The sequence below is a fragment of the Streptomyces sp. NPDC006372 genome (assembly GCF_040612515.1).
Taxonomy (GTDB): Bacteria; Actinomycetota; Actinomycetes; order Streptomycetales; family Streptomycetaceae; genus Streptomyces.
In genome coordinates, this window is sequence record NZ_JBEXQJ010000003.1 from 210559 (window position 1) to 234325 (window position 23767).

The window sequence follows — 23767 nt, forward strand, 5'->3', positions numbered from 1 at the left end:
CTGGGGAGTTTCCGTAGCCATCGCCGTCACATCTCCCGTTCTACACTGCCGACCCAATACACACTATTTCGGACACGCCGCCCAGCCGTCCGCACGGTGGTCCGACGAGCGGTGTCGCGCATTATCGCCCTGATTGCCGTGTTTCGGGACCGGTACAGCTTACGTTGTACAACGTGTCGCGGTTCGCCAGGGTGTCCCGCGCATCACGAGAACGCACCGATTGGCCCCAAGATTCCTGAGATGGGCCGGAGTTGACGTTTCCTTTGCAGACGCGGGGCCCCGCCGGAACAGTTCCGTCGGGGCCCTGAACGAACCCGGCTACTTGCCCGTGAACTTCTCGTACTCCTTGAGCACCTCGTCGGTCGGGCCGTCCATGCGCAGCTCGCCGCGCTCCAGCCACAGGACACGGTTGCAGGTGTCGCGGATCGACTTGTTGTTGTGACTGACCAGAAACACCGTGCCGGCTTCCTTGCGCAGCTCCCGGATGCGGTCCTCGGAGCGCTTCTGGAACTTCCGGTCGCCGGTGGCGAGGGCCTCGTCGATCATCAGGACGTCGTGGTCCTTGGCCGCGGCGATGGAGAAGCGGAGCCGGGCCGCCATGCCGGACGAGTAGGTGCGCATGGGCAGGGTGATGAAGTCACCCTTCTCGTTGATGCCGGAGAAGTCGACGATGTCCTGGTAGCGCGCCTTGATCTCCTCACGGGACATGCCCATGGCCAGCCCGCCCAATATGACGTTCCGCTCGCCGGTGAGGTCGTTCATCAGGGCCGCGTTGACGCCGAGCAGCGAGGGCTGGCCGTCGGTGTAGACCTTGCCCTGCTCTGCGGGCAGCAGGCCCGCGATGGCACGCAGCAGGGTCGACTTGCCGGAGCCGTTGGAGCCGATCAGGCCGATGGCCTCACCGCGGTAGGCCACGAAGGAGACGCCCCGCACGGCATGCACCTTGCGCACGCCCCGCTCCTCGCCTCGCTTGAGGATGCGGCTCAGGGCGGCGGTGGCGCTGCCCTTGCCGGTCTTGGCGCCGTTGACGCGGTAGACGATGTGCAGGTCGTCCGCGATGACGGTGGGAATCCGCGCGTCCTGCTTCTGCTCAGCCACGGCCGTACCTCTCCTCCGCCTTCCAGAAGTACACGAAACCACCGAGGGCGAAGAGCGCGGCCCAGCCGCCCGCGACCGCCCACACGTGGTCGGGCAGGTTCTCCGAGCCGTAGCCGTCGATGAGGGCGAAGCGCATCAGGTCCATGTAGATCGCCGCCGGGTTCCACTGGAGGAGGTTCGCGATCCAGTCCGGCTTGTCCCTGAGGAAGATCGGGATGGAGAACATCACCCCGGACGCGTACATCCACGTCCGCATCACGAACGGCATCAGCTGCGCGAGGTCGGGGGTCTTGGCGCCCGCCCGGGCCATGATCATCGCGAGGCCGGTGTTGAAGCAGAACTGCAGGACGAGCACAGGCACGATCAGCACCCAGGACAGGTCCGGGTAGCTGCCGAAGCCGACCGCGACGGCGAACAGCACGACCATCGAGAACAGCAGCTGCTGGAGCTGCTGCAGCGCGAAGGAGATCGGCAGGGAGGCCCGGGGGAAGTGCAGGGCGCGGACCAGCCCGAGGTTGCCGGAGATCGCGCGCACGCCCGCCATCACCGAGCTCTGCGTGAAGGTGAACACGAACACGCCCGTGACCAGGAACGGGATGTACACCTCACGGGACATGCCCCGGTCGGCCTCCAGCAGCAGGCCGAAGATGAAGAAGTACACGGCGGCGTTCAGCAGCGGCGTGGCCACCTGCCACAGCTGGCCGAGCTTGGCCTGGCTGTACTGGGCGGTCAGCTTCGCGCGGGAGAAGGCGAGGATGAAGTGCCGCCGGTCCCAGAGCTGACGGACGTACTCGATGAGGGACGGCCGGGCGCCGCTGACGCTCAGCCCGTGCTTGGCGGCCAGTTCGGTCGCCGTGAGGCCCTCGTCGGGCGCCGCGGGCGGGTTCACCGCGACCGTGGCGTCGTGCGTTGTCTCACTCACTAGTGGAAACTTTCGTCTTCGAGATGCGCGGCCTGTGCGGGCCCGCATGAGCCGGGGGCCAGCGTACGGCCCCTCCCGGGTGCTCCCGGGCACTCCCGGATACGAGCTTGTCAGATGACGGGGGGCCGGCCCAGTCGGGTCAGCCGCCACACCGTACGCCACTTCATGGGCCGCCGTGGCCCGCACTCGGTGGTCCAGCCCTCACGGAATCCGCCGAACCAGGCACGCAGCGCCGGGCGGGACGGACGGCGTACGAGGGTGAGCAGCAGCCACACCCCGAGGTAGACCGGGACGAGCGGCGCGGGGAGGTTGCGGCGGGCCAGCCAGACCCGGTTGCGGGCGACCATGCGGTGGTAGACGGCGTGCCGCGAGGGAGCGGTGGTCGGGTGGTAGAGCACCATGTCGGACCGGTAGTCGATCATCCAGCCGGCGTCGAGGGCCCGCCACGCCAGGTCGGTCTCCTCGTGGGCGTAGAAGAACTCGTCCGGGAGGCCGCCGACCTCGGCGAGGACACGGGTGCGGACGGCGTTGGCGCCGCCGAGGAAGGTGGTCACGCGCGAGGAACGCATCGGGTCGGAGGCGCGCAGCCGGGGCACGTGGCGGCGCTGCGTCTCACCCGTCTCGGGGTCGGCTATGCGAAAACTCACGATGCCGAGCTTCGGGTCCGCCTCGAACGCCTTCCGGCACAGCTCGGCGGTGTCATGGCTCGCGAGCAGGCCGTCGTCGTCGAGGAACAGCAGGATGTCGACGTCCCGGCCGGCCGGGCCGAAGGCCTCGATGCCGACGTTGCGTCCGCCGGGGATGCCGAGGTTCTCGGGCAGCTCGATGGTCCGGACGCCCTCGGGGACGTCCGGGACGGGCGAGCCGTTGCCGACGACGACCACCTCGACCGGGTCGCCGTCCTGCTTGGCGACCGAGTCGAGCAGGGCACGCAGCTCCTCGGGCCGGTTGCCCATGGTGATGATGACGGCGCCGACCTTCATGCCGCTCACTTCAGCCTGCTGGAGGCCAGGATGGACACGAGGTGCAGCAGGGTCTGCACCAGCGCGATGCCGGCCATGACCGCCACGCCGAGCCGGGAGAAGAAGAGGTCGCCGCGGACCTGGTCGACGATCGCCAGCACCAGGATCAGCAGGGACGCCTCGATGCCGAGGATCAGCCGGTGGAACTTCAGGGCGGCGGCGGCCTTGCGGGCCAGCGCCATGCCGGAGGAGCGCATCTCGGCGGCGGCTTCCTTGACCGGCGGCTTTCCGGCCTGGTGGCGGGCGACCCCGACGAGGTCGGTCTCCGCCTTGATCAGGATGGCGCCCAGGGCGGCCAGGGTGCCGAGGAAGGCCCACAGCCAGTCGATACGGCCGCTGCCCCACAGGTCGGCGGCACGCAGGCCGAACCCGGTGAGCACCGCGGCGTCGGTGAGGTAGGCGCCGACGCGGTCCAGGTACACGCCGTTCAGGGAGTACTGCTTCTTCCAGCGCGCGATCTCGCCGTCGACGCAGTCCAGCAGCAGGTACATCTGGACACACACCACGCCGAGCACGGCGCCCGCGATCCCCGGCACGAGCAGTGCCGGGGCCGCGAGCACACCGAAGACGGTCATCAGGTACGTGAGCTGGTTGGGCGTGACCCTGGTGTTCACCAGGTAGCGGTCGACCCGCAGGGACACCTCACGCATGTAGAGGCGTCCCATCCAGTGCTCACCGCTGCGCCGGTCCTTCACCCCTGCGGGGTGAACGACGGGGCGTAGTTCAGCTACCGATGGCCTTGACATAGTCGGTGTAGGTGTCCTTGATCTGTTCGGTGTTCAGGTCGAGGTGTTCGAGGATGGTGTAGCGGCCGGGCCGGGTCTCCGGGGCGAACTCGACGGCCTTGACGAACTCGTCCGGCGTGAAGCCGATCTCGTCCGGCAGCACGGGCAGGCCGTGCCGGCGGAGCACCTCGGCCATGGAGGCCGCCTCCTCGTGGGCTCCGCGCAGGTACATCGCGAACGCGGCGCCGAGGCCGCACTGCTCGCCGTGGGCGGCGGCGCGCTTCGGGTACAGCAGGTCGAAAGCGTGGTTGATCTCGTGGCACGCGCCGGAGGACGGGCGGGAGTCGCCCGACACGGACATGGCGATACCGGTGAGGACCAGGGCCTCGGCGAGCACCTGGAGGAAGCCGTCGTCGCCGACGCCGCCCGGGTGCCTGAGCACCGCCTCGCCGGCCTGCCGGGCCATGGCGGCGGCGAGACCGTCGATCTTCTCTCCGTTGACGCGGTTGGCCAGCTCCCAGTCCGCGACCGCGGAGATGTTGGAGATGGCGTCGCCGATGCCGGAGCGGACGAAGCGGACGGGGGCCTCGCGGATCACGTTGAGGTCGATGACGACCGCGATCGGGTTGGGCACCCCGTAGGAGCCGCGGCCCGCGTCGTTGTCGAGGGTCGCGACCGGTGAGCACAGTCCGTCGTGCGCGAGGTTGGTGGCGACGGCGACGAGCGGGAGGCCGACACGGGCCGCCGCGAACTTGGCGCAGTCGATGATCTTCCCACCGCCCAGCCCGACGACGGCGTCGAAGTGGCCGGCCTTTATGTCGCTCGCCAGCCGGACGGCGTCGTCGATGGTGCCGCCGCCGACCTCGTACCAGGTCGCGCCGGGCAGCGTCGGCGCGATCCGCTCGCGCAGCCGGGCGCCGGAGCCACCGCTGACCGCGATGGCGAGCTTGCCGGACTGCGAGATCCGCTCGTCGGCGAGCACACAGGCCAGGTCGTCGAGGGCCCCGGGGCGGATGTCGACGACGACCGGTGAGGGAATCAGCCGGGTCAGTACTGGCATGCGATCTCCCGTCCGCGGGCGAGATCGTCGTGGTTGTCGATCTCCACCCACTTGACGTCGCCGATCGGCGCCACGTCGATACGGAAGCCGCGGTTGACCAGTTCCTGGTAGCCGTGCTCGTAGAACTGCTGCGGGTCGGTCTCCCACACGGTCTTCAGCGCGTCGGCCAGCTCCGGGGCGGCGTCGCCCTCGATCAGGGTGACGCCGATGTACTCGCCGGTGGCCTCGGCGGGGTCCATCAGCTTGGTGATCTTCGTCATGCCCTTCTCGGGGTCGACGACGACCTTCATCTCCTCGTCGGCCAGGTCCTTGACCGTGTCCAGGGCGAGGATGATCCGCTTGCCCTCGCCGCGTGCGGCGAGCAGCGTCTTCTCGACGGAGACCGGGTGGACGGTGTCGCCGTTGGCGAGGATCACACCGTCCTTGAGGGCGTCACGCCCGCACCACAGGGAGTAGGCGTTGTTCCACTCCTCGGCCTTGTCGTTGTCGATGAGGGTGAGCTTGAGGCCGTACTTCCGCTCCAGCGCTTCCTTGCGCGCGTACACGGCCTCCTTGCGGTAGCCGACGATGATGCCGGCCTCGGTGAGGCCGACCTCGGCGAAATTGGCGAGTGTGAGGTCGAGAACCGTGGGTTCGCCCTCTATGCCCGCGGGGCCCACCGGCACCAGAGCCTTGGGAAGGCTGTCGGTGTAGGGGCGCAGACGCCGTCCGGCGCCGGCCGCCAGCACGAGGCCGATCATGCGGGTTCTCCTTCATCGTGTACGGCGGGCGCCCCTGCGGACACCCAGAAGCGGATGCTCTCGACGAGCACCACCAGGGCCACGGCCACGGCGAGCACCGCGAGCGCGACCTTGAACTGCGAGGCGGTGAGCAGTGCGGCGAGGACGGTGACGAGCAGCGTCCGTCCTTCGTGCCCCCCGATGGAACGCACCAGCCAGGCCGGGGGCGCTCCGGCGTTGCCGCGGATGCGGTACACCGTGTCGTAGTGATGGTAGGCGACCGCGGCCACCAGCCCGAAAGCCGCGGGAAGGGCTCCGCCCACGTCCGCCTTGGCCGCGAGGACCAGGACGGTGCCGTACTCGGCGGCCCGCAGGAACGGGGGGACCAGCCAGTCCAGGGCGCCCTTGAGGGGGCGGGCGACGGCGAGGCCGGAGGTGAGGACGTAGGCGAGGGCCGCGACGATCGGCCAGGGCCCGCCGAAGTCCGTCAGCGCGGCCGTGAGGACGACGGCGAGACCGCCGAGGAGAGTGACGGCCGGGGTCACGAAGCCCGGCAGCTTGCGGGCGGGGCCCTTGAGCGCCTCCGCGAGGCCCTGGGCGAGCGGGCCGCTGTCCGCGAGGTCGGCCAGCGCCCCGGCGGCCCGGTCGGTGCGCCGCGCCTTGCGGGTCAGGGAGCGCAGCACGCGGCCGGCCGTGGTGTAGGTCGCGGCGAAGGCGCAGCCGATGAGCAGCGCGTAGAAGGTGATGCGGGGGGTGGTGACCGCGGTGAGCACCGCGATCATCGCCCAGCGCTCACCGATGGGCAGGACGATCATCCGCCGTACCCAGACCGTCCAGCCGACGCTGTCGAGCTTGTCGGAGAGGGCGGCGGTGGGGCTGGTGTTGGCGGTGGCGTCGTGGTTGGCCTCGTTGAAGGAGAAGTCCACGACGTGCCGGCAGGTCTGGAGGACCATGGCGCCGAGGGCCAGGGCCCAGACGTCGTCGCCGCCGCGGGCGGCTCCGAGAGCGAGGCCCGCGTAGTAGGCGTACTCCTTGGCCCGGTCGAAGGTGGCGTCGAGCCAGGCGCCGAGCGTGGAGTACTGCAGGGAGTAGCGGGCGAGCTGGCCGTCGGTGCAGTCCAGGACGAAGGACGCGATCAGCAGGACGCCGGCCGCGACGAAGCCGCCGCGGGTGCCGGTGGCCGCGCAGGCCGCCGCTATGAGGGCGGTGACCAGCGAGGCGGTGGTGACCTGGTTGGGGGTCAGGCCGCGGCGGGCGCACCAGCGGGCGATGTAGCGGGAGTACGGGCTGATGCAGTAGGTGGTGAAGAAGCCGTCGCGGGACTTCACGGCCGACTTCAGGCGCACGGCCTCGTCGTCGACGTCGGCCACCGCCTGCCGTGCCTCGTTGCGGGCCTGGGGGTCGGCGGGGACGGCGGCGACGAGGCTGCCCAGCTCGGGGCGGTGCACCTCGGTGCCGTCGGCGTCCAGGGCGGTGAGGATGCGGTCGGCGAGGCTGTCGACCAGGGTGGTGCCGCCGCCCGCGGAGTTCTCGCGGGCCATCGCCCGGGTCAGGGCCTGGCGGCCGGCGGGCTGCGCGGTGACGGCGCCCGGGACCGCGGCGAGCGGGAAGCGGGGGTCGGTGAGGCCGAGGCGCAGCGCGTGCACATGCCCCACGAACCGGGCGTCGACCAGGGCGACCCGCTGGTCGCCCGGGACCCCGGCGAGCAGGGCCTCGGCCTCGGCGGCGTCGGACGCGACCCGTACGTCGAAGCCGAGGGACCGCAGATCACCCTCGATCGACGAACCGGGCACCGGCTGACCGGTGAGGATGGCGGTCGACAACCGAACTCACTCCCTGGGTACCGACGCGTCCGCGCCGGTCAGTACATGGTGGGGGCGCCCGCGCCGGTGGCTCCCGGGCGGCATTGTCGGCAGAGGCTATCGGATGCCGGGAAGGCCGTGTTCACCGCCTGTTCGGCGGATTGATCAACGCGGTTCGCACAAAGCCGCTGCCGCGATCATCATCGTGGATCCGGGGGCCGCCCCACAAACCGCGCCTCCCAGACCGGGCATCGGGGACATTGCGTCGGCTTCGGGGGCGGCAGCTTAGGGTGGGCGACCATGACTTGGCTGATCACCGGCGGGGCCGGCTACATCGGGGCCCATGTGGCCAGGGCCATGACCGAGGCCGGCGAGCGCGTCCTCGCGCTGGACGACCTCTCGGCCGGGGTGCCCGCGCGGCTCCCGGACCGTGTCCCGCTCGTGGAGGGCTCCTCCCTCGACGGTGACCTGCTGAAGCGGGTGTTCGCCGAGCACGGCGTGACGGGGGTGGTGCATCTCGCGGCGCGCAAGCAGGTGGCGGAGTCCGTGGCGGAGCCGACGCGGTACTACCGGGAGAACGTCGGCGGTCTGACGACCCTGCTGGACGCGGTCGCCGAGGCCGGGATCGCGCGCTTCGTGTTCTCCTCGTCGGCGGCCGTGTACGGGGACCCGGGTGTGGATCTCATCACCGAGGACACGCCCTGCGCGCCGGTGAACCCGTACGGCGAGACCAAGCTCGCCGGGGAGTGGCTCGTGCGGGCGGCGGGCCGGGCACACGGGATCTCCACGGTATGTCTGCGCTATTTCAACGTGGCGGGCGCCGCGGCGCCGGAGCTGGCGGACACGGGCGTCTTCAACATCGTCCCGATGGTCTTCGACCGGCTGACGCGCGACGAGGCGCCGCGGATCTTCGGCGACGACTACCCGACCCCGGACGGCACCTGCGTCCGTGACTACATTCATGTCGCCGACCTGGCGGAGGCGCACCTGGCGGCGGCCCGGCGGCTCGCGGAGGGCGGTCGCACCGGCGATCTCACGGTCAACATCGGGCGCGGTGAGGGCGTCTCGGTGCGCGAGCTGATCACGGTCATCGGCGAGGTCACCGGCGACCGGCGGGCCCCGGTCGTCGAGGGACGCCGACCCGGGGACGCGCCGCGGGCCGTGGCCTCGGCGGCCCGGGCGGCCGGGGAACTCGGCTGGACCGCGCGGCGCGGGGTGCGCGAGATGGCCGAGTCGGCCTGGCGGGGCTGGCTGCTGCACCACGGCTCCTGACCGCCGGACGGCCCTGGAGGCGCCCTGACCTGCATATCGTTTCCGCAGGTCAGGGCACATGACAACGGTGTTCAGTGCCGCGTTGCACATACCCCCTCCCCGTAGTTCACTGGGGTGCCCGAGCACGATCAGCGGACACAGGAGGGCAGCCTTCATGGGGGCAGGGCACGATCACGGGCACGCGCACGGCGCGGCGGCCGGCGCCACGGCGACCTCGGCGTACCGCGGAAGGCTGCGGGTGGCGCTGGCGATCACGCTCGGCATCGTGGTCGTACAGATCGTCGGTGGTGTACTCGCCGACTCGCTCGCGCTGGTCGCCGACTCGGCGCACATGGCGACGGACGCGCTGGGCCTCGGCATGGCGCTGCTCGCGATCCACTTCGCGAACCGCCCGCCCAGCGACCGGGCCACCTTCGGCTACGCCCGCGCCGAGATCCTCGCCGCCCTGGCCAACTGTCTGCTGCTGCTCGGGGTCGGCGGCTACGTCGTGTACGAGTCGGTCCAGCGCTTCATCACACCGGCGGACACGGAGGGCGGGCTCGCCATCGTGTTCGGTGTGATCGGCCTCGTCGCGAACATGGTGTCGATGGCGCTGCTGATGCGCGGCCAGAAGGAGAGCCTGAACGTGCGGGGCGCGTTCCTGGAGGTGGCGGCGGACGCCCTGGGTTCGGTCACGGTGATCGTCGCGGCCGGAGTGATCATGCTCACGGGCTGGCAGGCCGCCGACCCGATCGCCTCGCTCGTGATCGCGCTGATGATCGTGCCGCGTACCCTGAAGCTGCTGCGCGAGACGCTCGACGTCCTGCTGGAGGCGGCGCCCAAGGGCGTGGACATGGCGCAGGTACGGGCCCACATCCTGGCGACCGACGGTGTGGAGGACGTCCACGACCTGCACGCCTGGACGATCACCTCGGGCATGCCGGTGCTGTCGGCGCACGTGGTGGTCAGCTCGGACGTGCTGAGCGCGATCGGCCACGAGAAGATGCTCCACGAACTGCAGGACTGTCTCGGTGGTCACTTCGACGTGGAGCACTGCACCTTCCAGCTGGAGCCGAGCGGTCACGCGGAGCACGAGGCGCACCTCTGTCACTGACGCCACCGCTGGTGCCGGTGGTGCTGATGGGGCGCGTTCGGATGCGAGTGCGCCGGGGAACGCAGCCCTACGGCGCACGCCCGCGTCCTGACTCCCACAGCACCGGCAGCGACGATTTTCGGCCCACGCGGCCGGGCACGATCACCTCCTGGGTGCCTCTTCCGACGACCGAGCGGCCCCGTCCGGGCACCGCGCCGTCGCGCGGGACATGCGGGCGCGCCGCGAAGTGCCGGGAGTGCCGGATTCGTACGGCAGACTTGGGGCGCGAAGACCGATGTGAAGGATGGGTATGCCGATCACACCTGCCACCGCGACGCACAACCCGTCGAACGGCACCGCAGACGCGATTTTGCTGGAACTGGTCGACGAGGACGGCGTGACGATCGGCACCGCGGAGAAGCTCGCCGCCCACCAGCCACCCGGGCAACTGCACCGCGCGTTCTCCGTGTTCCTCTTCGACGAGTACGGCCGGCTGCTGCTCCAGCAGCGCGCGCTGGGCAAGTACCACTCCCCCGGTGTGTGGTCGAACTCGTGCTGCGGCCACCCCTACCCGGGCGAGGCGCCCTTCGCGGCGGCGGCGCGGCGGACCTTCGAGGAGCTCGGCGCCTCGCCGTCCCTGCTGGCGGAGGCGGGCACGGTCCGCTACAACCACCCGGACCCGGAGTCCGGGCTGGTGGAGCAGGAGTACAACCACCTCTTCGTCGGCATGGTGCAGGCCGTGCTGCGGCCGGATCCGGAGGAGGTGGCGTCGACGGCGTTCGTGACCCCGCCCGAGCTGACGGAGCGGCACGCCAAGGACACCTTCTCGTCCTGGTTCATGACCGTCCTGGACGCGGCCAGGCCGGCGATCAGGGAACTGACGGGCTCGTCGGCAGGCTGGTGACTGCTCCTCGGCGGGGGGCAGCGCCCGGGGTCTAGGAGAAGCGCGCGGGCTTGAGCGGCAGGGCGACCCAGATCACCTTGCCGCCGCTCGCGGTGTGGTCGACCTCGCACAAGCCACCCGCCTCCCGGGTGACCTCGCGCACCAGCAGCAGCCCGCGACCGCCGGTCCGGCCGTGGTCCGTCTCCAGGGCGGTGGGCCGGTAGGGGTGGTTGTCCTCCACGGACACGCGCAGCCACTCGGCGCCGACGGCCACCTCGACGGCGATCGTCGGGGACAGCACCGCGGCATGCTTCACGGCGTTCGTCACCAGCTCCGAGACGATCAGCAGCAGCCCCTGGGCCAGATCGTCCGAGACCGGCACGCCCTGGCGCAGCAGCAGGTCCCGTACGGCGTGCCGGGCCTGCGGGACCGAGGCTTCGACCGCCGGAGCGGAGAACCGCCAGACCCCCTCGTACGGCAGCGGGTGCGCGGGCCCGGGGCCGAGGGGCGCCGCGCCGCCCTCTGGGCGTGGGCCCGGCACGCGCCCGTCGTCGTCCATCGTCCGGTCGCCACCCTCGCGCTCGATTGTCGCCACACCCCGAGTGTTGGTAACGATGCGCTCCGGACTCCGGGCCTGAACAGAAGTCAGCAACTATCGAGCACTTCTGACCGTTGGCGTATGACACGGTCAGTTGTGGGACTGGTCCTGCCTCTGTTGTGCCGTCTCGGCGAACTATTCGGGTTGTACGGGTTTGGCCTCCGGATAGCATCCGGCGCATGGAGCCGCAGCTGCAGTACAGCGTCACCGACGCGGTCGCGACCGTCGTCATACGCCACCCGGAGAAGCGCAACGCCATGACGGCGGCGATGTGGCGCTCCCTGCCCCCGGTGCTCGACGCGCTGGCGGGCGATCCGGCCGTGCGGGCGCTGGTGCTCACCGGCGAGGGCGGGACGTTCTGCGCCGGGGCCGACATCTCGACGCTCCTGGGCTCACCGGAGGAGGCGCAGGGGCTGGCCGTGGCGGCCGAGGAGGCGCTCGCCGCGTTCCCGAAGCCGACCCTGGCCGCGGTGCGCGGGCACTGCGTGGGCGGCGGGGCGCAGCTGGCGGCGGCCTGTGATCTGCGGTTCGCCGAGGAGGGGGCGCTGTTCGGTGTGACGCCCGCGAAGCTCGGCATCGTGTACCCGGCGTCCTCGACCAGGCGGCTGGTGTCCCTGGTGGGGCCGGCCACCGCCAAGTACCTGTTGTTCTCCGGGGAGTTGATCGACGCGGAGCAGGCGCTGCGCACCGGCCTGGCCGACGAGGTGCTGCCCGGGGGTGAACTCGGCAAGCGGGTCGCCGAGTTCACCCGGACCCTGGTGTCCCGTTCGCAGCTGACGCAGGCCGCGGCGAAGGAGTTCGCGGACGGGCGTACGGACCGGGACGCGCACTGGGCCGGGCAGGCACGCGCGAGCGGCGACACCGCCGAGGGCGTCGCCGCGTTCCTGGAGCGCAGGCAGCCGCGGTTCGGCTGGAGTGTGCCTACGTCAGGATGACGCCGGAGTGCGTGCGGAGCAGTTCGACGATGTGCGCGGGGGCCTTCTCCGGCGACCCCGCGTCGTAGGGCGGCTGGGGGTCGTACTCGGCGGCGAGCTGCACCGTTTGGGCATGGTCGTCGCCCGCGATCCGGCCGAGCAGGGTCAGTCCCATGTCGATGCCGGAGGAGACCCCGGCGGCGGTGACGTACTTGCCGTCGGTGACGACCCGCTCCCCCGTGGGCTCGGCGCCGTGGCGCTTCAGCTCCTCCAGGGCCAGCCAGTGGGAGGTCGCGCGGCGCCCCTTCAGGAGTCCGGCGGCGGCGAGCAGCAGGGAACCGGTGCACACGGACGTCGTCCAGGTGCTGGTGGCGTCGGCGGTGCGCAGCCAGGTGAGCAGGGGCCCGGCCGAGGCCAGCGGCAGCGGGCCGGGGCCGCCGGGGACGACGACGATGTCGGGGTTCGGCACCTCGGCCAGGGCGCGGTCGGCGGTGAGCGCGAGGTTGCCCGAGTCGTTCCGTACGGGGCCGGCCTCCTCGGCCACGAAGACGGTCTCCGCGCCGGGGAGTCGTCCCAGCGTCTCGTAGGGGCCCACGGCGTCCAGGGCGGTGAAGCGGTCGTAGAGGACGATGGCGATCTGCACGGTGTCCCTTTCGGTCGGTGTGGCGGGCTCAGGGTGTGGTCGCGGGGCGGAAGCGGCGGCGGTATTCCGCCGGTGGTGTGCCCAGGGTTTTGAGGAAGGCGCGGCGCATGGCCTCCGGCGTGCCGTAGCCGCTGGTGCGGGAGATCTCCTCGATGCCGTCGGCCGTGTCCTCCAGGAGGCGGCGGGCGTGTTCGAGGCGGACGCGGTCGACGTAGCGGCCCGGGGTCATGCCGGTCTCGGCGCGGAAGGCGCGGGCGAAGTGGCGGGGTGAGAGGCGGGCGCGGGCGGCGAGGGACTCGACGGACAGGTCCGCGTCGGGGCGTTCGGTGATGAAGCGCTGCACCTCCCGGAGGGGCTCGCGCCGGGCGGTCTGTGCGGCGAGCTGAGCGCTGAACTGGGCCTGGTTCCCGGGCCGGCGCAGGAACACGACCAGGTGCCGGGCGATGGTGAGGGCGGCGTCCCGGCCCAGGTCCTCCTCGACCAACGCGAGGGCGAGGTCGATGCCGGCGGTGACACCGGCCGAGGTGGCGATGTGCCCGTCGCGTACGTAGACGGGGTCGGGGTCGATCTCGACGGCCGGGTGCCGGCTTGCGAGCCGGTCGCAGTACGCCCAGTGGGTCGTGGCACGGCGGCCGTCCAGGAGCCCGGCTTCGGCGAGGACGCTCGCGCCGGTGCACACGGAGACCAGACGCCCGGCGCGCGGGCCGTGCTCGCGCACCCAGCCGACCAGGCGCGGGTCGGGACGCAGGCTGCCCGTGCCGCCGGGGACGAGGAGGATGTCCGGGTCGGGCGCGCCGGCCAGGGCCGTGTCGGGGACGAGGGTCAGACCGCTGGTGGTCCGCACGGGAGCGCCGTCCAGGGAGGCCGTGCGGATCCGGTAGGACCCCGGGGAGAGCAGCTCCGCGCCGGCGAAGACCTCCACGGGCCCGGTGACGTCGAGACTCTGCACGTCGTCGAAGAGCACGGCGAGAACGGTGCGCTGGGCCATGCGGTCGATTCTTCGCGGGTGCGGAGGACGGCCGCAATGACGAGTTCCCCACCTTTCCTGCCATGGGGGGTCGCGGCCGCAGAGGCCATACCAAGCGGTTGGTAACCTGCCGGGCATGACGACTGCCGCCCTTGAGCCGCTCGCCGGCCGACGCTGCCAGAACGTGCTCAACTCCCTGCACGCGACGCACTACTTCTCGCCGGACCTCGGGCGGGAACTGGGCGCCGCCGGAGTCACCCGTCCGCACGCCGTGAACTTCGCCGTGCGGGCCGCCGCCCTCGGACCGGTCGGGGCCGGGGCGGTGGCCGCGGCCTTCTACAACTACAAGTACGAGCTGGTGGCCCGGCACGTGCCCGCGGTGTGGGAGAGCGCCACGCCCGGCCAGGTGCTGGCGGCCCGCGCGCGTGCGGTCGACGCCACGCTGCGCCGGCTGCTGGGCGAGGAGGCCGTGGCGTCGGCGGAGATGGCCGAGGCGGCGCGGCTCGCGCTGCGCGCCACCGAGGCCTGTTCGCGCGGGGCGAGGCCGCTCTACGCCGCCCACGCCGACCTGCCCGTCCCCGAGGAGCCGCACCTCGCGTACTGGCACGCGGCGACCCTGTTGCGCGAGCACCGGGGCGACGGGCACCTCGCCGTGCTGATGTCCGCGGGGCTGGACGGTCTGGAGGCTATGGTCACCCACACCGCGACGGGCAGGGGCATGGCGCCGAAGTGGGTGTTCTCCACCCGCGGCTGGAGCCAGGAGGACTGGGACGCGGCGACGGGCCGGCTGCGTGAGCGCGGACTGCTGGAGGGGACCGGCGACCTGACCGAGCGGGGCGTCGCCCTGCGCGAGGAGATCGAGCGGGAGACCGACCGCCTCGACCGGGCACCGTACGAGCACCTGGGCCCGGAGGGCGTGGCCCGGCTGACCGAGCTGGGCGGGGCGTTCGCGCAGGCGGCGGTCGCGGCGGGGGCCTTTCCGGCGGATCTCCTGGGCAAGGCCTGATTGCCCGTTGCGGACCCGCGGTGACCGTTTCCGAGCCCGCGGTTGCCGTACCGGGGACTCCGTTCGGCTGTGACGCATGGTGAGGCCTTGACGAGGTACCCGATCTCTCCCGGCCGTTGCGGTCGGGAGAGGAGAAAGGGGAATTTCGTGTTCCGTGCTATCGCAGACGTGCTGCGCCAGATCGGCGGCGCCATCGCCACCGTCGTGACACTGCCGTTCCGGGCCCTGGCCCGGCTCTTCGGCGGGGCCTCCTCCGCCACCCGCAGCCGCAGGGCCTGATCCCGGTCCCCGACTTGCCGGGGCCGCCCTGATCCCCGAGTCGCGCTGTCACCTGCCACAATTGCCGCGCAACCTCAGTGGAGAAGGCGGTACGGGATCGTGACGACACCCGGGTCCCTGGGAGCAGGGTCCATCGAAGGCAGGATCGCCGAGGAGCTCGGCGTACGGGAGCGGCAGGTCAGGGCCGCCGTGGAGTTGCTCGACGGCGGTTCCACGGTGCCCTTCATCGCCCGCTACCGCAAGGAAGCGACCGAGATGCTCGACGATGCGCAGCTGCGCACGCTCGAGGAGCGGCTGCGCTATCTGCGGGAGCTGGAGGAGCGCCGGAGCGCGATCCTGGAGTCGGTGCGCGAGCAGGGCAAGCTCACCGAGGAGCTGGAGGCACGGATCCGGGGCGCCGAGACCAAGGCGCGCCTGGAGGACGTCTACCTCCCGTACAAGCCCAAGCGGCGCACCAAGGCGCAGATCGCGCGTGAGGCCGGTCTCGAGCCGCTGGCGGAGGGGCTGCTCGGCGACCCCGGAGTCGAGCCCCTCGCCGCGGCCGCCGCGTTCGTCGACGCCGACAAGGGCGTGGCCGATCCGCAGGCCGCCCTCGACGGCGCCCGGGCGATCCTCACCGAGCGGTTCTCGGAGGACGCCGACCTGATCGGCGAACTGCGTGAGCGCATGTGGGTGCGGGGGCGGCTGGCCGCCAAGGTGCGGGACGGCAAGGAGGAGGCGGGCGCGAAGTTCGCCGACTACTTCGACTTCGCCGAGCCGTTCACCGAGCTGCCCTCGCACCGCATCCTCGCCATGCTGCGCGGCGAGAAGGAGGAGGTCCTCGAACTCGTCCTGGAACCCGAGGAGCCGGCCGACGGCCCGTCCTCGTACGAGGGAATCGTCGCGAACCGGTTCGGGATCGCCGACCGCGGCCGCCCCGCCGACAAGTGGCTGACGGACACGGTCCGCTGGGCGTGGCGCACCCGCATCCTCGTGCACCTCGGCATCGACCTGCGCCTGCGGCTGCGCACGGCAGCCGAGGACGAGGCGGTGCGGGTCTTCGCGGCGAACCTGCGCGACCTGCTGCTCGCCGCCCCCGCGGGCACGCGCGCCACGCTCGGTCTCGACCCCGGTTTCCGCACGGGGGTCAAGGTCGCCGTGGTGGACGCGACCGGCAAGGTCGTCGCCACGGACGTGATCCATCCGCACGTCCCGGCCAACCGGTGGGACGAGGCCATCGCCAAGCTGGCCCGGCTCGCGAAGGAGCACGCGGTCGAGCTGGTCGCGATCGGCAACGGCACGGCGTCCCGCGAGACCGACAAGCTCGCCGGTGAACTCATCGCCAAGCACCCGGAGCTGAAGCTCACGAAGGTGATGGTGTCCGAGGCCGGCGCCTCCGTGTACTCGGCGTCCGCCTTCGCCTCGCAGGAGCTGCCCGACATGGACGTGTCGCTGCGCGGTGCCGTGTCGATCGCCCGGCGTCTTCAGGACCCGCTGGCCGAGCTGGTGAAGATCGACCCGAAGTCGATCGGTGTCGGCCAGTACCAGCACGACCTGTCCGAGGTGAAGCTGTCGCGGTCGCTGGACGCGGTGGTGGAGGACTGTGTGAACGGCGTCGGCGTGGACGTCAACACGGCGTCGGCGCCGCTGCTCGCCCGGGTCTCCGGCATCACCTCCGGGCTCGCCGAGAACATCGTGGCGCACCGCGACGCCAACGGCCCGTTCACGTCCCGGGGTGAGCTGAAGAAGGTGGCGCGGCTGGGCCCGAAGGCGTACGAGCAGTGCGCGGGCTTCCTGCGGATCCGCGGCGGTGCCGACCCGCTGGACGCGTCCAGTGTGCACCCGGAGGCGTACCCGGTGGTGCGGCGCATGGTGAAGACCGTGGGGCAGGAGGTCGCCGGTCTCATCGGCAACACCTCCGTGCTGCGCTCGCTGAAGCCGCAGGAGTTCGTGGACGACACGTTCGGTCTGCCGACGGTCACCGACATCCTCAAGGAGCTGGAGAAGCCCGGCCGCGACCCGCGTCCCGCCTTCAAGACGGCTGTCTTCAAGGAAGGCGTGGAGAAGATCTCCGACCTGTCGGCCGGGATGGTCCTGGAGGGCGTCGTGACGAACGTCGCCGCCTTCGGGGCGTTCGTGGACGTCGGTGTCCACCAGGACGGTCTCGTGCATGTCTCCGCGATGTCGAAGACCTTCGTGAAGGACCCGCGGGACGTGGTGAAGCCCGGGGACATCGTCAAGGTGAAGGTCCTCGACGTCGACATCCCGCGCAAGCGGATCTCGCTGACGCTGCGTCTCGACGACGAGGCGGCCGCGCAGGGCGCGCAGGGGCAGGGCGCCGGTTCCGGTGAGCGCCGGCAGCGCGGGGGGCGGCCGCCGCAGCAGCGGCAGGGTGGGCGTGGCGGGGGTGGTGGTTCTCGCCAGGCGGCGCCGCCGGCCAACAGTGCGATGGCCGATGCTCTGCGCCGGGCCGGGTTGGTGGACCCCAAGGGCGGCAAGCGCTGACGGTGTGCGCCGGGGAGACCGTGGGGAGCTGCGGGTCCGTTGTGGCTGGTCGCGCAGTTCCCCGCGCCCCTGAAAGCGGAGCTTCGCTCCCTTTCAGACCTAAGGTGGGGGCATGTCTGCCATCACCTGGGAAGTGTCCGCGAGCCGGGGGTTCGAGACCGCGTGGCCCGAGCTCGGGGAAGGGGTGCTGCGGGCGCGTGGGCGGGCCGTCGGGATCGTTCCGGAGCCGTACTGGATCTCGTACGAACTCGACTCGGCCGACGGGTTCGTGACCCGTCGGCTGCGGGTGACGGCCGAGTCCGCCGACGGCAGCCGCACGCTCGATCTGCGGCACGACGGAAAGGGAGCCTGGACCGCGAACGGCGAGGCGCTGCCCGGCGTCGACGGCGCGCTCGACTGCGATCTCGGGCTCTGCCCGCTCACCAACACCATGCCGGTGCTCCGGCACAGGCTCCATCAGGTGCCCGGCGAGCGGGAGTTCCTGATGGCCTGGGTGTCGGTGCCGGACCTCGCCGTGCGGCCGTCGCGGCAGACGTACACGCATCTCGGGCCCGGGCGGGTCCGCTACGCCTCGGGCGACTTCCGCAGTGACCTGGAGTTCGACGCGGAGGGGTACGTCGTGGACTATCCCCGGCTCGCCACTCGTCTGACGGCCCGTTAGCGCTCGGTCACCTTGCCGTCCGCCACGTCCAGGCGGCGCGTCACGTGTACGGCGTCGAGCATGCGGCGGTCGTGCGTGACGAGGAGGAGGGTGCCCTCGTAGGCGTCGAGGGCCGACTCCAGTTGCTCGATGGCGGGCAGGTCGAGGTGGTTGGTCGGCTCGTCGAGGACCAGGAGGTTGACGCCACGGCCCTGGAGCAGCGCCAGGGCGGCTCGGGTGCGCTCGCCCGGGGAGAGGCTCGCCGCGGGGCGCAGGATGTGGTCCGTCTTGAGGCCGAACTTGGCCAGGAGAGTGCGGACCTCGACCGGTTCGGTGTCCGGGACGGCCGCGCGGAAGGCGTCGAGCAGTGCTTCCCGGCCGTGGAACAGCTTGCGGGCCTGGTCGACCTCGCCGAGCAGGACGCCCGAGCCGAGAGCGGCGTGCCCGGCGTCGAGCGGGACACGGCCGAGCAGGGCGGCGAGCAGCGTGGACTTGCCGGCGCCGTTCGCGCCCGTCACCGCGACCCGGTCCGCCCAGTCGATCTGGAGCGACACCGGGCCGAGGACGAAGTCGCCGCGCCGCACCTCGGCGTCCCGCAGGGTCGCCACGACCGCGCCCGAGCGGGGTGCGGCGGCGATCTCCATGCGCAGTTCCCACTCCTTGCGGGGCTCATCGACGACCTCCAGCCGCTCGATCATGCGCTGGGTCTGCCGGGCCTTGGCGGCCTGTTTCTCGCTGGCCTCGCTGCGGAACTTGCGGCCGATCTTGTCGTTGTCGTTGCCCGCCTTGCGGCGCGCGTTCTTCACGCCCTTGTCCATCCAGGCGCGCTGCGTCTGGGCCCGGTCCTGGAGGGCGGCCTTCTTGTCGGCGTACTCCTCGTAGTCGTCGCGGGCGTGCCGGCGGGCCACCTCCCGCTCCTCCAGGTAGGCCTCGTAGCCGCCGCCGTAGAGGTTGATCTGCCGCTGGGCGAGGTCGAGTTCGAGGACCTTCGTGACGGTGCGGGTGAGGAACTCGCGGTCGTGGCTGACGACCACCGTCCCGGCGCGCAGACCGCTCACGAAGCGTTCGAGGCGCTCCAGGCCGTCCAGGTCGAGGTCGTTGGTCGGCTCGTCGAGGAGGAAGAGGTCGTAGCGGGACAGGAGCAGGGAGGCGAGTCCGGCGCGGGCCGCCTGGCCGCCGGAGAGGGAGGTCATGGGCTGGTCGAGGTCGATGGCGAGCCCGAGCGAGTCGGCGATCTCCTCGGCGCGTTCGTCTAGGTCGGCGCCGCCGAGTCCGAGCCAGCGCTCCAGGCTCGTGGCGTAGGCGTCGTCGGCGCCGGGTGTCCCGTCGACCAGGGCCTGGGTCGCCTCGTCCATGGTCCGCTGGGCCTCGGTGACGCCGGTGCGGCGGCCCAGGAACGCGCGTACGGTCTCGCCGGGACAGCGGTCCGGCTCCTGGGGCAGGTGGCCGACGGTGGCGGTCGGCGGGGACAGGCGCAGCTCGCCCTGCTCGGGTGCGACGAGCCCGGCGAGCATCCTGAGCAGGGTGGACTTGCCCGCGCCGTTGGCTCCGACCAGACCGATCACGTCGCTGGGCGCCACGACGAGGTCGAGGCCGGTGAACAGGGAGCGGTCGCCGTGGCCGGCGGCGAGGTTCTTGGCGACGAGGGTGGCAGTCATCAGAGCGCTGATCCTAATGGGCGGGTCGCTCAGTGCGTCACGGCCGTCACCAGGACGCTTGTGGAGGTGCGCGCCACCACGAACGACTGCCCCTTCACGGCCTTGCCGTCGAGGGCGACGCGGTGGTGGCCCGCTTCGAGGACACCGTCGAAGACCTCGTGGGTGTGGGGCCGGGCGAGCCGGTCGAGGCGGTACGCCGTGAGCGTGACCCGGCAGGCCGAGGTGACGTCGACGTCCGCCGTTCCGCCCCGTGCGGTCAGCCCGGTGAGGCGGCGCCGCTCGGCCGGGCCGCGGTCCAGGGCGTGTTCGATCTGGGCGACGAGCAGGGGGACGATCGGGGCGAGGCCGTCGACGTGGGCGACGGGGACCCTTGCGCGCTCGAAGGCGTCTCGGACGGCGGCGCGTTCCCTCTCTCCGACGGAGTGGCCGAAGACGACGGCGTCGTAGCCGCGCAGTTCGTCGGCGGGCACCGCGTCGGTGTCGTGGGCGATGTCGGCGCCGACGCCGATGGTGCGCAACGCCGCGGCGAGCTTGGCCAGGACGGTGACTCGGGCGCCGATCAGCAGGACGCGGCGCCGGGTGTCCGGGGCGCCGTCGAGCAGGGGGCTCAGCGCCGCGCGGTACTCGGCGCCGCGGAAGCGGAACGGGCCGATGCCGTGGTAGCCGTTGAGGTCGAGGTCGACGTGTTCGTCGGTCTGCCAGGCGAAGTCCCGCCAGACGACGTCCTCGCCGTCCCTGCGGATGACCGCGGTGACGGCACCGCAGGCCAGGTCCTCGCACTCGGGGCAGCCGTAGACGACGTACCGGCCGCCGGGCAGCGGGGCCGCGCTCTCCAGGAGCAGGCTGCGGACCTGCGCGGTGAAGATCGCGGGTGGTACGTCGGAGGCGAGCGGGGAGACCGCGTCGAGGTCGGAGAGCTGGAACAGCAGCGGGCGTCCGTCGACGATGAAGTCCACGAAGTCCCGGTGGACCTGGTAGCCACCGTCGGTGAGGACTCCGCCGGCCCGCATCGCGGGTGCCAGACCGAAGGTCGTGTATTCGGCACACATGCTGTGAGTATTCCCGCACAGCGCGTGATGTGAGCACGGCATGACACATTCCGCTACGGTCCGGGTCATGGCTGGCGAGCGGAGTGACGAGATCGTCGTTGTCGGTGGCGGGGTCGTGGGGCTGACGGCCGCGGTGGTGCTCGCGGAGCGAGGGCGGCGGGTGCGGGTGTGGACGCGGGACCCTGCCGAGGCGACCACCTCGGCGGTGGCGGGCGCGTTGTGGTGGCCGTACCGGATCGAGCCGGTCGCGCTGGCTCGGGTGTGGGCGCTGCGGACCCTGGAGGTGTACGAGGAACTGGCGGCGCGGGACGTGCGGAGCGGTGTACGCGTGGTCGAAGGGGTACTGGGCGAGACCCGTCTCGACGAGGTCGAGGGGTGGCTGGCGGGACGGGTGCCGGGGCTGCGCGCCACCACAGCCGGGGAGTACGCCGGGCCCGGGGTCCGGGCACGGTTGCCGCTTCTCGACATGCCCGCCCATCTGCCGTGGCTGCGGGAGCGGTTCGTGGCGGCGGGCGGCGTGGTCGAGGCGCGCACGGTGTCCTCGTTCGCGGAGGCCGACGCGCCGGTCGTGATCAACTGCACGGGCCTGGCCGCGAGGGAGCTGGTGCCGGACGAGTCCGTACGGCCCGTACGCGGACAGCTGGTCGTGGTCGAGAACCCGGGCATCGACACCTGGCTGGTGCGCAAGGACGAGACCGGGGACTACGCGTACATGTTCCCGCAACCGGGCGGGCTCGTCCTCGGCGGTACGGCCGAGGAGGACGCCTGGTCGCTGGAGCCCGACCCCGCGACGGCGGAGACGATCCTACGGCGCTGCGCCGCCCTGCGACCGGAGATCGCGGGGGCGCGTGTACTGGCGCACCGGGTCGGTCTGCGCCCCACTCGTCCCACAGTTCGCCTGGAACGCGAACCACTGCCGGACGGGCGCCTGCTGGTGCACAACTACGGCCACGGCGGCGCGGGGGTCACGGTGGCCTGGGGGTGCGCCGAGGAGACGGCTCGGCTGGTACTCGACTGAGGGACCCGACCGATCGAGCCGCGTCGGAGACGCGAACGACCGGATCCCCCGGGCCGAGGGGCCCGGGGGATCCGGTCGTCGGCGACGGGCGAGTCGGTCGCTGACCCCGGGGCGGCGGGCCGGGCGGCCCGGGGCGATGGTGCCCCGGGCCCCTCGGTTCACGGTCAGTGCTTGCCGATCGGGTCGCCTTCCACGTCCGGGCCGCGGCCCGGGCCGACGCGGAACTCGAACTCGCCGTCGTACTTCTTGTGGCCTTCGATGACGGCCTGTTCGACGGCCTCGGAGCCCATCTGCTCACGGACCATGACCGGGTCGCGGCGCAGGTCGCGCATGAGGGCGACGCACATGAAGGTCATCACGACGACGAACGGGGCCGCCGCGAGGATCGTGAGGTTCTGCAGGCCGGTCAGGGCGTCGCCCTGACCGCTGCCGACGAGGAGCATGATCGCGGCCACCGCACCGGTGACCACACCCCAGAACACCACCACGAACCGCCCGGGTTCGAGCGCTCCCTTCTGTGACAGGGTGCCCATGACGATCGACGCCGCGTCGGCGCCCGACACGAAGAAGATGCCGACGAGGATCATCACGAGCAGGCTCGTGACGGTCGCGAGGGGGAACTGCTGGAGCACGTCGAAGAGCTGGCCCTCAGGGGTCGCCTCCTTGCCGAGCTGACCCCCTTCCTGCATCTTCATCGCCGAACCGCCGAAGATGGCGAACCAGATCAGACTGACCGTGCTGGGTACCAGGATCACACCGCCGACGAACTGCCGGATGGTCCGGCCCCGGCTGATACGGGCGATGAACATGCCGACGAACGGCGTCCAGGAGATCCACCAGGCCCAGTAGAAGACGGTCCAGCTGCCCAGCCAGTCGGCGACATCCTTCCCGCCGCTGGCCTCCGTACGTCCGGCCAGCTGCGGCAGGTCGCCGAGGTAGGCGAAGACCGATGTCGGCAGCAGGTCGAGGACGATGATGGTCGGGCCCGCCACGAACACGAACACGGCGAGGATCAGGGCCAGCACCATGTTGGTGTTGGACAGCCACTGGATGCCCTTCTCCACACCGGAGACGGCGGACGCGACGAAGGCCAGGGTCAGCACCGCGATGATCGTGACGAGCAGCCCGGTGCTCACCTTGTCCATCCAGTTCAGCTCCTGCACACCGGAGCCGATCTGCAGCGCGCCCAGACCGAGCGAGGCTGCGGAACCGAAGATGGTCGCGACGATGGCGAGGATGTCGATGACGCGGCCGGCGGCGCCGTTCGCGTGCTTCTTGCCGATGAGCGGGGTGAAGACGGCACTGATGGTCTGGCGCCGCTTCCTGCGGAACGTGCTGTAGGCGATGGCGAGACCCACCACCGCGTAGATCGCCCACGGGTGGAGCGTCCAGTGGAACAGGGTGGTGGCCATGGCCGTTTCCATGCGGTCACCGGAGTCGGCCGGATTCGTGCCCGGCGGGGCCGTCGAGTAGTGCGACAGCGGTTCGCTCACGCCGTAGAACATCAGGCCGATGCCCATGCCCGCGCTGAACATCATCGCGACCCAGGACACCGTGCGGAACTCGGGCTCCTCGCCCTCGGCTCCGAGGTGGATACGGCCGTAACGGCTGGCGGCGAGCCACAGCGCGAAGACCACGAAGCCCGAGGCGGCGAGCATGAACGCCCAGCCGCCGTTGTGCATCAGCCCGCTGAGCATGCTGGTGGAAACGCTTTCGAGCGAGTCCGTGGCCGTGGCCCCCCAGACCACGAAGGCGAGGGTGAGCACGGCCGTGACCCCGAAAACTATCCGGTCGGTGGCCGGCCTTCCCTGACCTGGAAGGCCCGCTTCCGATCCTGGGAGTGAGCCTTCCGCATGCTGCTCCTGATCTCTTGGTCGGTCATGCGTCACGGCGGCACCTTTCATGGGGACGTAGGAGAGACGTAAGTCCTCCGTAA

At 71.5% G+C, this 23767-nt stretch carries 22 protein-coding genes; 9 read left to right on the forward strand and 13 right to left on the reverse strand.

Annotation, left to right across the window (positions count from 1 at the left end; all coding sequences use genetic code 11):
• Positions 1-318: 318 nt before the first annotated feature.
• From ABZ016_RS08085 to ABZ016_RS08115, 7 genes are all read right to left on the reverse strand, one after another.
• Positions 319-1098 (reverse strand): ABC transporter ATP-binding protein, encoded by a 780-nt coding sequence (locus ABZ016_RS08085; protein ID WP_356915698.1) that lies wholly within the window; start codon positions 1096-1098, stop codon positions 319-321.
• Entirely contained in the window at positions 1091-2020 is a 930-nt protein-coding gene (locus ABZ016_RS08090) for an ABC transporter permease (protein ID WP_356915699.1), read from the reverse strand. Before ABZ016_RS08090 ends, ABZ016_RS08085 begins: the two co-directional genes overlap by 8 nt.
• Before the next feature lie 110 nt (positions 2021-2130).
• Positions 2131-3003, reverse strand: coding sequence for a glycosyltransferase (locus ABZ016_RS08095; RefSeq protein WP_356915937.1), 873 nt, complete (start codon positions 3001-3003; stop codon positions 2131-2133).
• A 5-nt stretch (positions 3004-3008) separates the two neighbouring features.
• Positions 3009-3788, reverse strand: a complete 780-nt coding sequence (locus ABZ016_RS08100; RefSeq protein ID WP_356915700.1) for a CDP-alcohol phosphatidyltransferase family protein — start codon at positions 3786-3788, stop codon at positions 3009-3011.
• Complete coding sequence (locus ABZ016_RS08105) at positions 3766-4827, reverse strand: iron-containing alcohol dehydrogenase family protein (RefSeq protein ID WP_356915701.1); 1062 nt, start codon at positions 4825-4827, stop codon at positions 3766-3768. The genes ABZ016_RS08100 and ABZ016_RS08105 overlap by 23 nt, the downstream gene beginning before the upstream one ends.
• Complete coding sequence (locus ABZ016_RS08110; RefSeq protein WP_356915702.1) at positions 4815-5567, reverse strand: phosphocholine cytidylyltransferase family protein; 753 nt, start codon at positions 5565-5567, stop codon at positions 4815-4817. Before ABZ016_RS08110 ends, ABZ016_RS08105 begins: the two co-directional genes overlap by 13 nt.
• Positions 5564-7369 (reverse strand): DUF5941 domain-containing protein, encoded by a 1806-nt coding sequence (locus tag ABZ016_RS08115; protein ID WP_356915703.1) that lies wholly within the window; start codon positions 7367-7369, stop codon positions 5564-5566. Before ABZ016_RS08115 ends, ABZ016_RS08110 begins: the two co-directional genes overlap by 4 nt.
• A gap of 279 nt (positions 7370-7648) precedes the next feature.
• Here ABZ016_RS08115 and galE point away from each other — a divergent pair, with 279 nt between their 5' ends.
• The 3 genes from galE to idi all read left to right on the forward strand — a co-directional run bounded on the left by galE (position 7649) and on the right by idi (position 10596).
• Entirely contained in the window at positions 7649-8620 is a 972-nt protein-coding gene (galE, locus tag ABZ016_RS08120; protein ID WP_356915704.1) for a UDP-glucose 4-epimerase GalE, read from the forward strand.
• Positions 8621-8774: 154 nt separating this feature from the next.
• Positions 8775-9713, forward strand: a complete 939-nt coding sequence (locus ABZ016_RS08125) for a cation diffusion facilitator family transporter (protein WP_356915705.1) — start codon at positions 8775-8777, stop codon at positions 9711-9713.
• Positions 9714-10002: 289 nt separating this feature from the next.
• Positions 10003-10596, forward strand: coding sequence for an isopentenyl-diphosphate Delta-isomerase (gene idi / locus ABZ016_RS08130; protein ID WP_356915706.1), 594 nt, complete (start codon positions 10003-10005; stop codon positions 10594-10596).
• A 31-nt stretch (positions 10597-10627) separates the two neighbouring features.
• On the opposite strand, the gene ABZ016_RS08135 is transcribed toward idi, so the two are convergent.
• Positions 10628-11134: an ATP-binding protein gene (locus tag ABZ016_RS08135; RefSeq protein WP_356915938.1), complete on the reverse strand. Its 507-nt coding sequence runs from the start codon at positions 11132-11134 to the stop codon at positions 10628-10630.
• A gap of 218 nt (positions 11135-11352) precedes the next feature.
• Here ABZ016_RS08135 and ABZ016_RS08140 point away from each other — a divergent pair, with 218 nt between their 5' ends.
• Entirely contained in the window at positions 11353-12108 is a 756-nt protein-coding gene (locus tag ABZ016_RS08140; RefSeq protein ID WP_356915707.1) for an enoyl-CoA hydratase/isomerase family protein, read from the forward strand.
• Here ABZ016_RS08140 and ABZ016_RS08145 read toward each other — a convergent pair.
• Complete coding sequence (locus ABZ016_RS08145; protein ID WP_356915708.1) at positions 12095-12730, reverse strand: DJ-1/PfpI family protein; 636 nt, start codon at positions 12728-12730, stop codon at positions 12095-12097. The two genes, ABZ016_RS08140 and ABZ016_RS08145, sit on opposite strands and share 14 nt — an antisense overlap.
• Before the next feature lie 28 nt (positions 12731-12758).
• Positions 12759-13718: a GlxA family transcriptional regulator gene (locus ABZ016_RS08150; RefSeq protein WP_356915709.1), complete on the reverse strand. Its 960-nt coding sequence runs from the start codon at positions 13716-13718 to the stop codon at positions 12759-12761.
• Positions 13719-13833: 115 nt separating this feature from the next.
• Here ABZ016_RS08150 and ABZ016_RS08155 point away from each other — a divergent pair, with 115 nt between their 5' ends.
• From ABZ016_RS08155 to ABZ016_RS08170, 4 genes are all read left to right on the forward strand, one after another.
• On the forward strand, positions 13834-14703 hold the full coding sequence (locus ABZ016_RS08155) for a hypothetical protein (RefSeq protein WP_356915710.1): 870 nt from the start codon (positions 13834-13836) through the stop codon (positions 14701-14703).
• A gap of 147 nt (positions 14704-14850) precedes the next feature.
• Complete coding sequence (locus ABZ016_RS08160) at positions 14851-14982, forward strand: LPFR motif small protein (protein ID WP_276327110.1); 132 nt, start codon at positions 14851-14853, stop codon at positions 14980-14982.
• Positions 14983-15081: 99 nt separating this feature from the next.
• Entirely contained in the window at positions 15082-17466 is a 2385-nt protein-coding gene (locus ABZ016_RS08165; RefSeq protein WP_356915711.1) for a Tex family protein, read from the forward strand.
• A gap of 112 nt (positions 17467-17578) precedes the next feature.
• A complete protein-coding gene (locus tag ABZ016_RS08170) occupies positions 17579-18127 on the forward strand; it encodes a putative glycolipid-binding domain-containing protein (protein ID WP_356915712.1) in 549 nt (182 codons plus the stop codon).
• On the opposite strand, the gene ABZ016_RS08175 is transcribed toward ABZ016_RS08170, so the two are convergent.
• Both ABZ016_RS08175 and ABZ016_RS08180 read right to left on the reverse strand, forming a co-directional pair.
• Positions 18124-19764 carry an ABC-F family ATP-binding cassette domain-containing protein gene (locus ABZ016_RS08175; protein WP_356915713.1) on the reverse strand — a complete coding sequence of 547 codons (1641 nt, stop codon included), beginning with the start codon at positions 19762-19764 and terminating at the stop codon, positions 18124-18126. The two genes, ABZ016_RS08170 and ABZ016_RS08175, sit on opposite strands and share 4 nt — an antisense overlap.
• 29 nt (positions 19765-19793) lie before the next feature.
• Complete coding sequence (locus ABZ016_RS08180; RefSeq protein ID WP_356915714.1) at positions 19794-20813, reverse strand: oxidoreductase; 1020 nt, start codon at positions 20811-20813, stop codon at positions 19794-19796.
• Positions 20814-20880: 67 nt separating this feature from the next.
• On the opposite strand from ABZ016_RS08180, the gene ABZ016_RS08185 reads away from it, so the two are divergent.
• Positions 20881-21831 (forward strand): FAD-dependent oxidoreductase, encoded by a 951-nt coding sequence (locus tag ABZ016_RS08185; protein ID WP_356915715.1) that lies wholly within the window; start codon positions 20881-20883, stop codon positions 21829-21831.
• 164 nt (positions 21832-21995) lie between these two features.
• On the opposite strand, the gene ABZ016_RS08190 is transcribed toward ABZ016_RS08185, so the two are convergent.
• A complete protein-coding gene (locus ABZ016_RS08190; RefSeq protein WP_356915716.1) occupies positions 21996-23735 on the reverse strand; it encodes a BCCT family transporter in 1740 nt (579 codons plus the stop codon).
• Positions 23736-23767 lie beyond the last annotated feature (32 nt).

Coding starts and splice junctions, on each gene's coding strand:
- ABZ016_RS08100 (WP_356915700.1), bottom strand. CDS start 3,788: ATGTCAAGGCCATCGGTAGCTGAACTACGCCCCGTCGTTCACCCCGCA.
- ABZ016_RS08150 (WP_356915709.1), bottom strand. CDS start 13,718: ATGGCCCAGCGCACCGTTCTCGCCGTGCTCTTCGACGACGTGCAGAGT.
- idi (WP_356915706.1), top strand. CDS start 10,003: ATGCCGATCACACCTGCCACCGCGACGCACAACCCGTCGAACGGCACC.
- ABZ016_RS08125 (WP_356915705.1), top strand. CDS start 8,775: ATGGGGGCAGGGCACGATCACGGGCACGCGCACGGCGCGGCGGCCGGC.
- ABZ016_RS08110 (WP_356915702.1), bottom strand. CDS start 5,567: ATGATCGGCCTCGTGCTGGCGGCCGGCGCCGGACGGCGTCTGCGCCCC.
- ABZ016_RS08170 (WP_356915712.1), top strand. CDS start 17,579: ATGTCTGCCATCACCTGGGAAGTGTCCGCGAGCCGGGGGTTCGAGACC.
- ABZ016_RS08105 (WP_356915701.1), bottom strand. CDS start 4,827: ATGCCAGTACTGACCCGGCTGATTCCCTCACCGGTCGTCGTCGACATC.
- ABZ016_RS08140 (WP_356915707.1), top strand. CDS start 11,353: ATGGAGCCGCAGCTGCAGTACAGCGTCACCGACGCGGTCGCGACCGTC.
- ABZ016_RS08190 (WP_356915716.1), bottom strand. CDS start 23,735: ATGAAAGGTGCCGCCGTGACGCATGACCGACCAAGAGATCAGGAGCAG.
- ABZ016_RS08095 (WP_356915937.1), bottom strand. CDS start 3,003: ATGAAGGTCGGCGCCGTCATCATCACCATGGGCAACCGGCCCGAGGAG.
- ABZ016_RS08175 (WP_356915713.1), bottom strand. CDS start 19,764: ATGACTGCCACCCTCGTCGCCAAGAACCTCGCCGCCGGCCACGGCGAC.
- ABZ016_RS08155 (WP_356915710.1), top strand. CDS start 13,834: ATGACGACTGCCGCCCTTGAGCCGCTCGCCGGCCGACGCTGCCAGAAC.
- ABZ016_RS08180 (WP_356915714.1), bottom strand. CDS start 20,813: ATGTGTGCCGAATACACGACCTTCGGTCTGGCACCCGCGATGCGGGCC.
- ABZ016_RS08135 (WP_356915938.1), bottom strand. CDS start 11,134: ATGGACGACGACGGGCGCGTGCCGGGCCCACGCCCAGAGGGCGGCGCG.
- ABZ016_RS08185 (WP_356915715.1), top strand. CDS start 20,881: ATGGCTGGCGAGCGGAGTGACGAGATCGTCGTTGTCGGTGGCGGGGTC.
- galE (WP_356915704.1), top strand. CDS start 7,649: ATGACTTGGCTGATCACCGGCGGGGCCGGCTACATCGGGGCCCATGTG.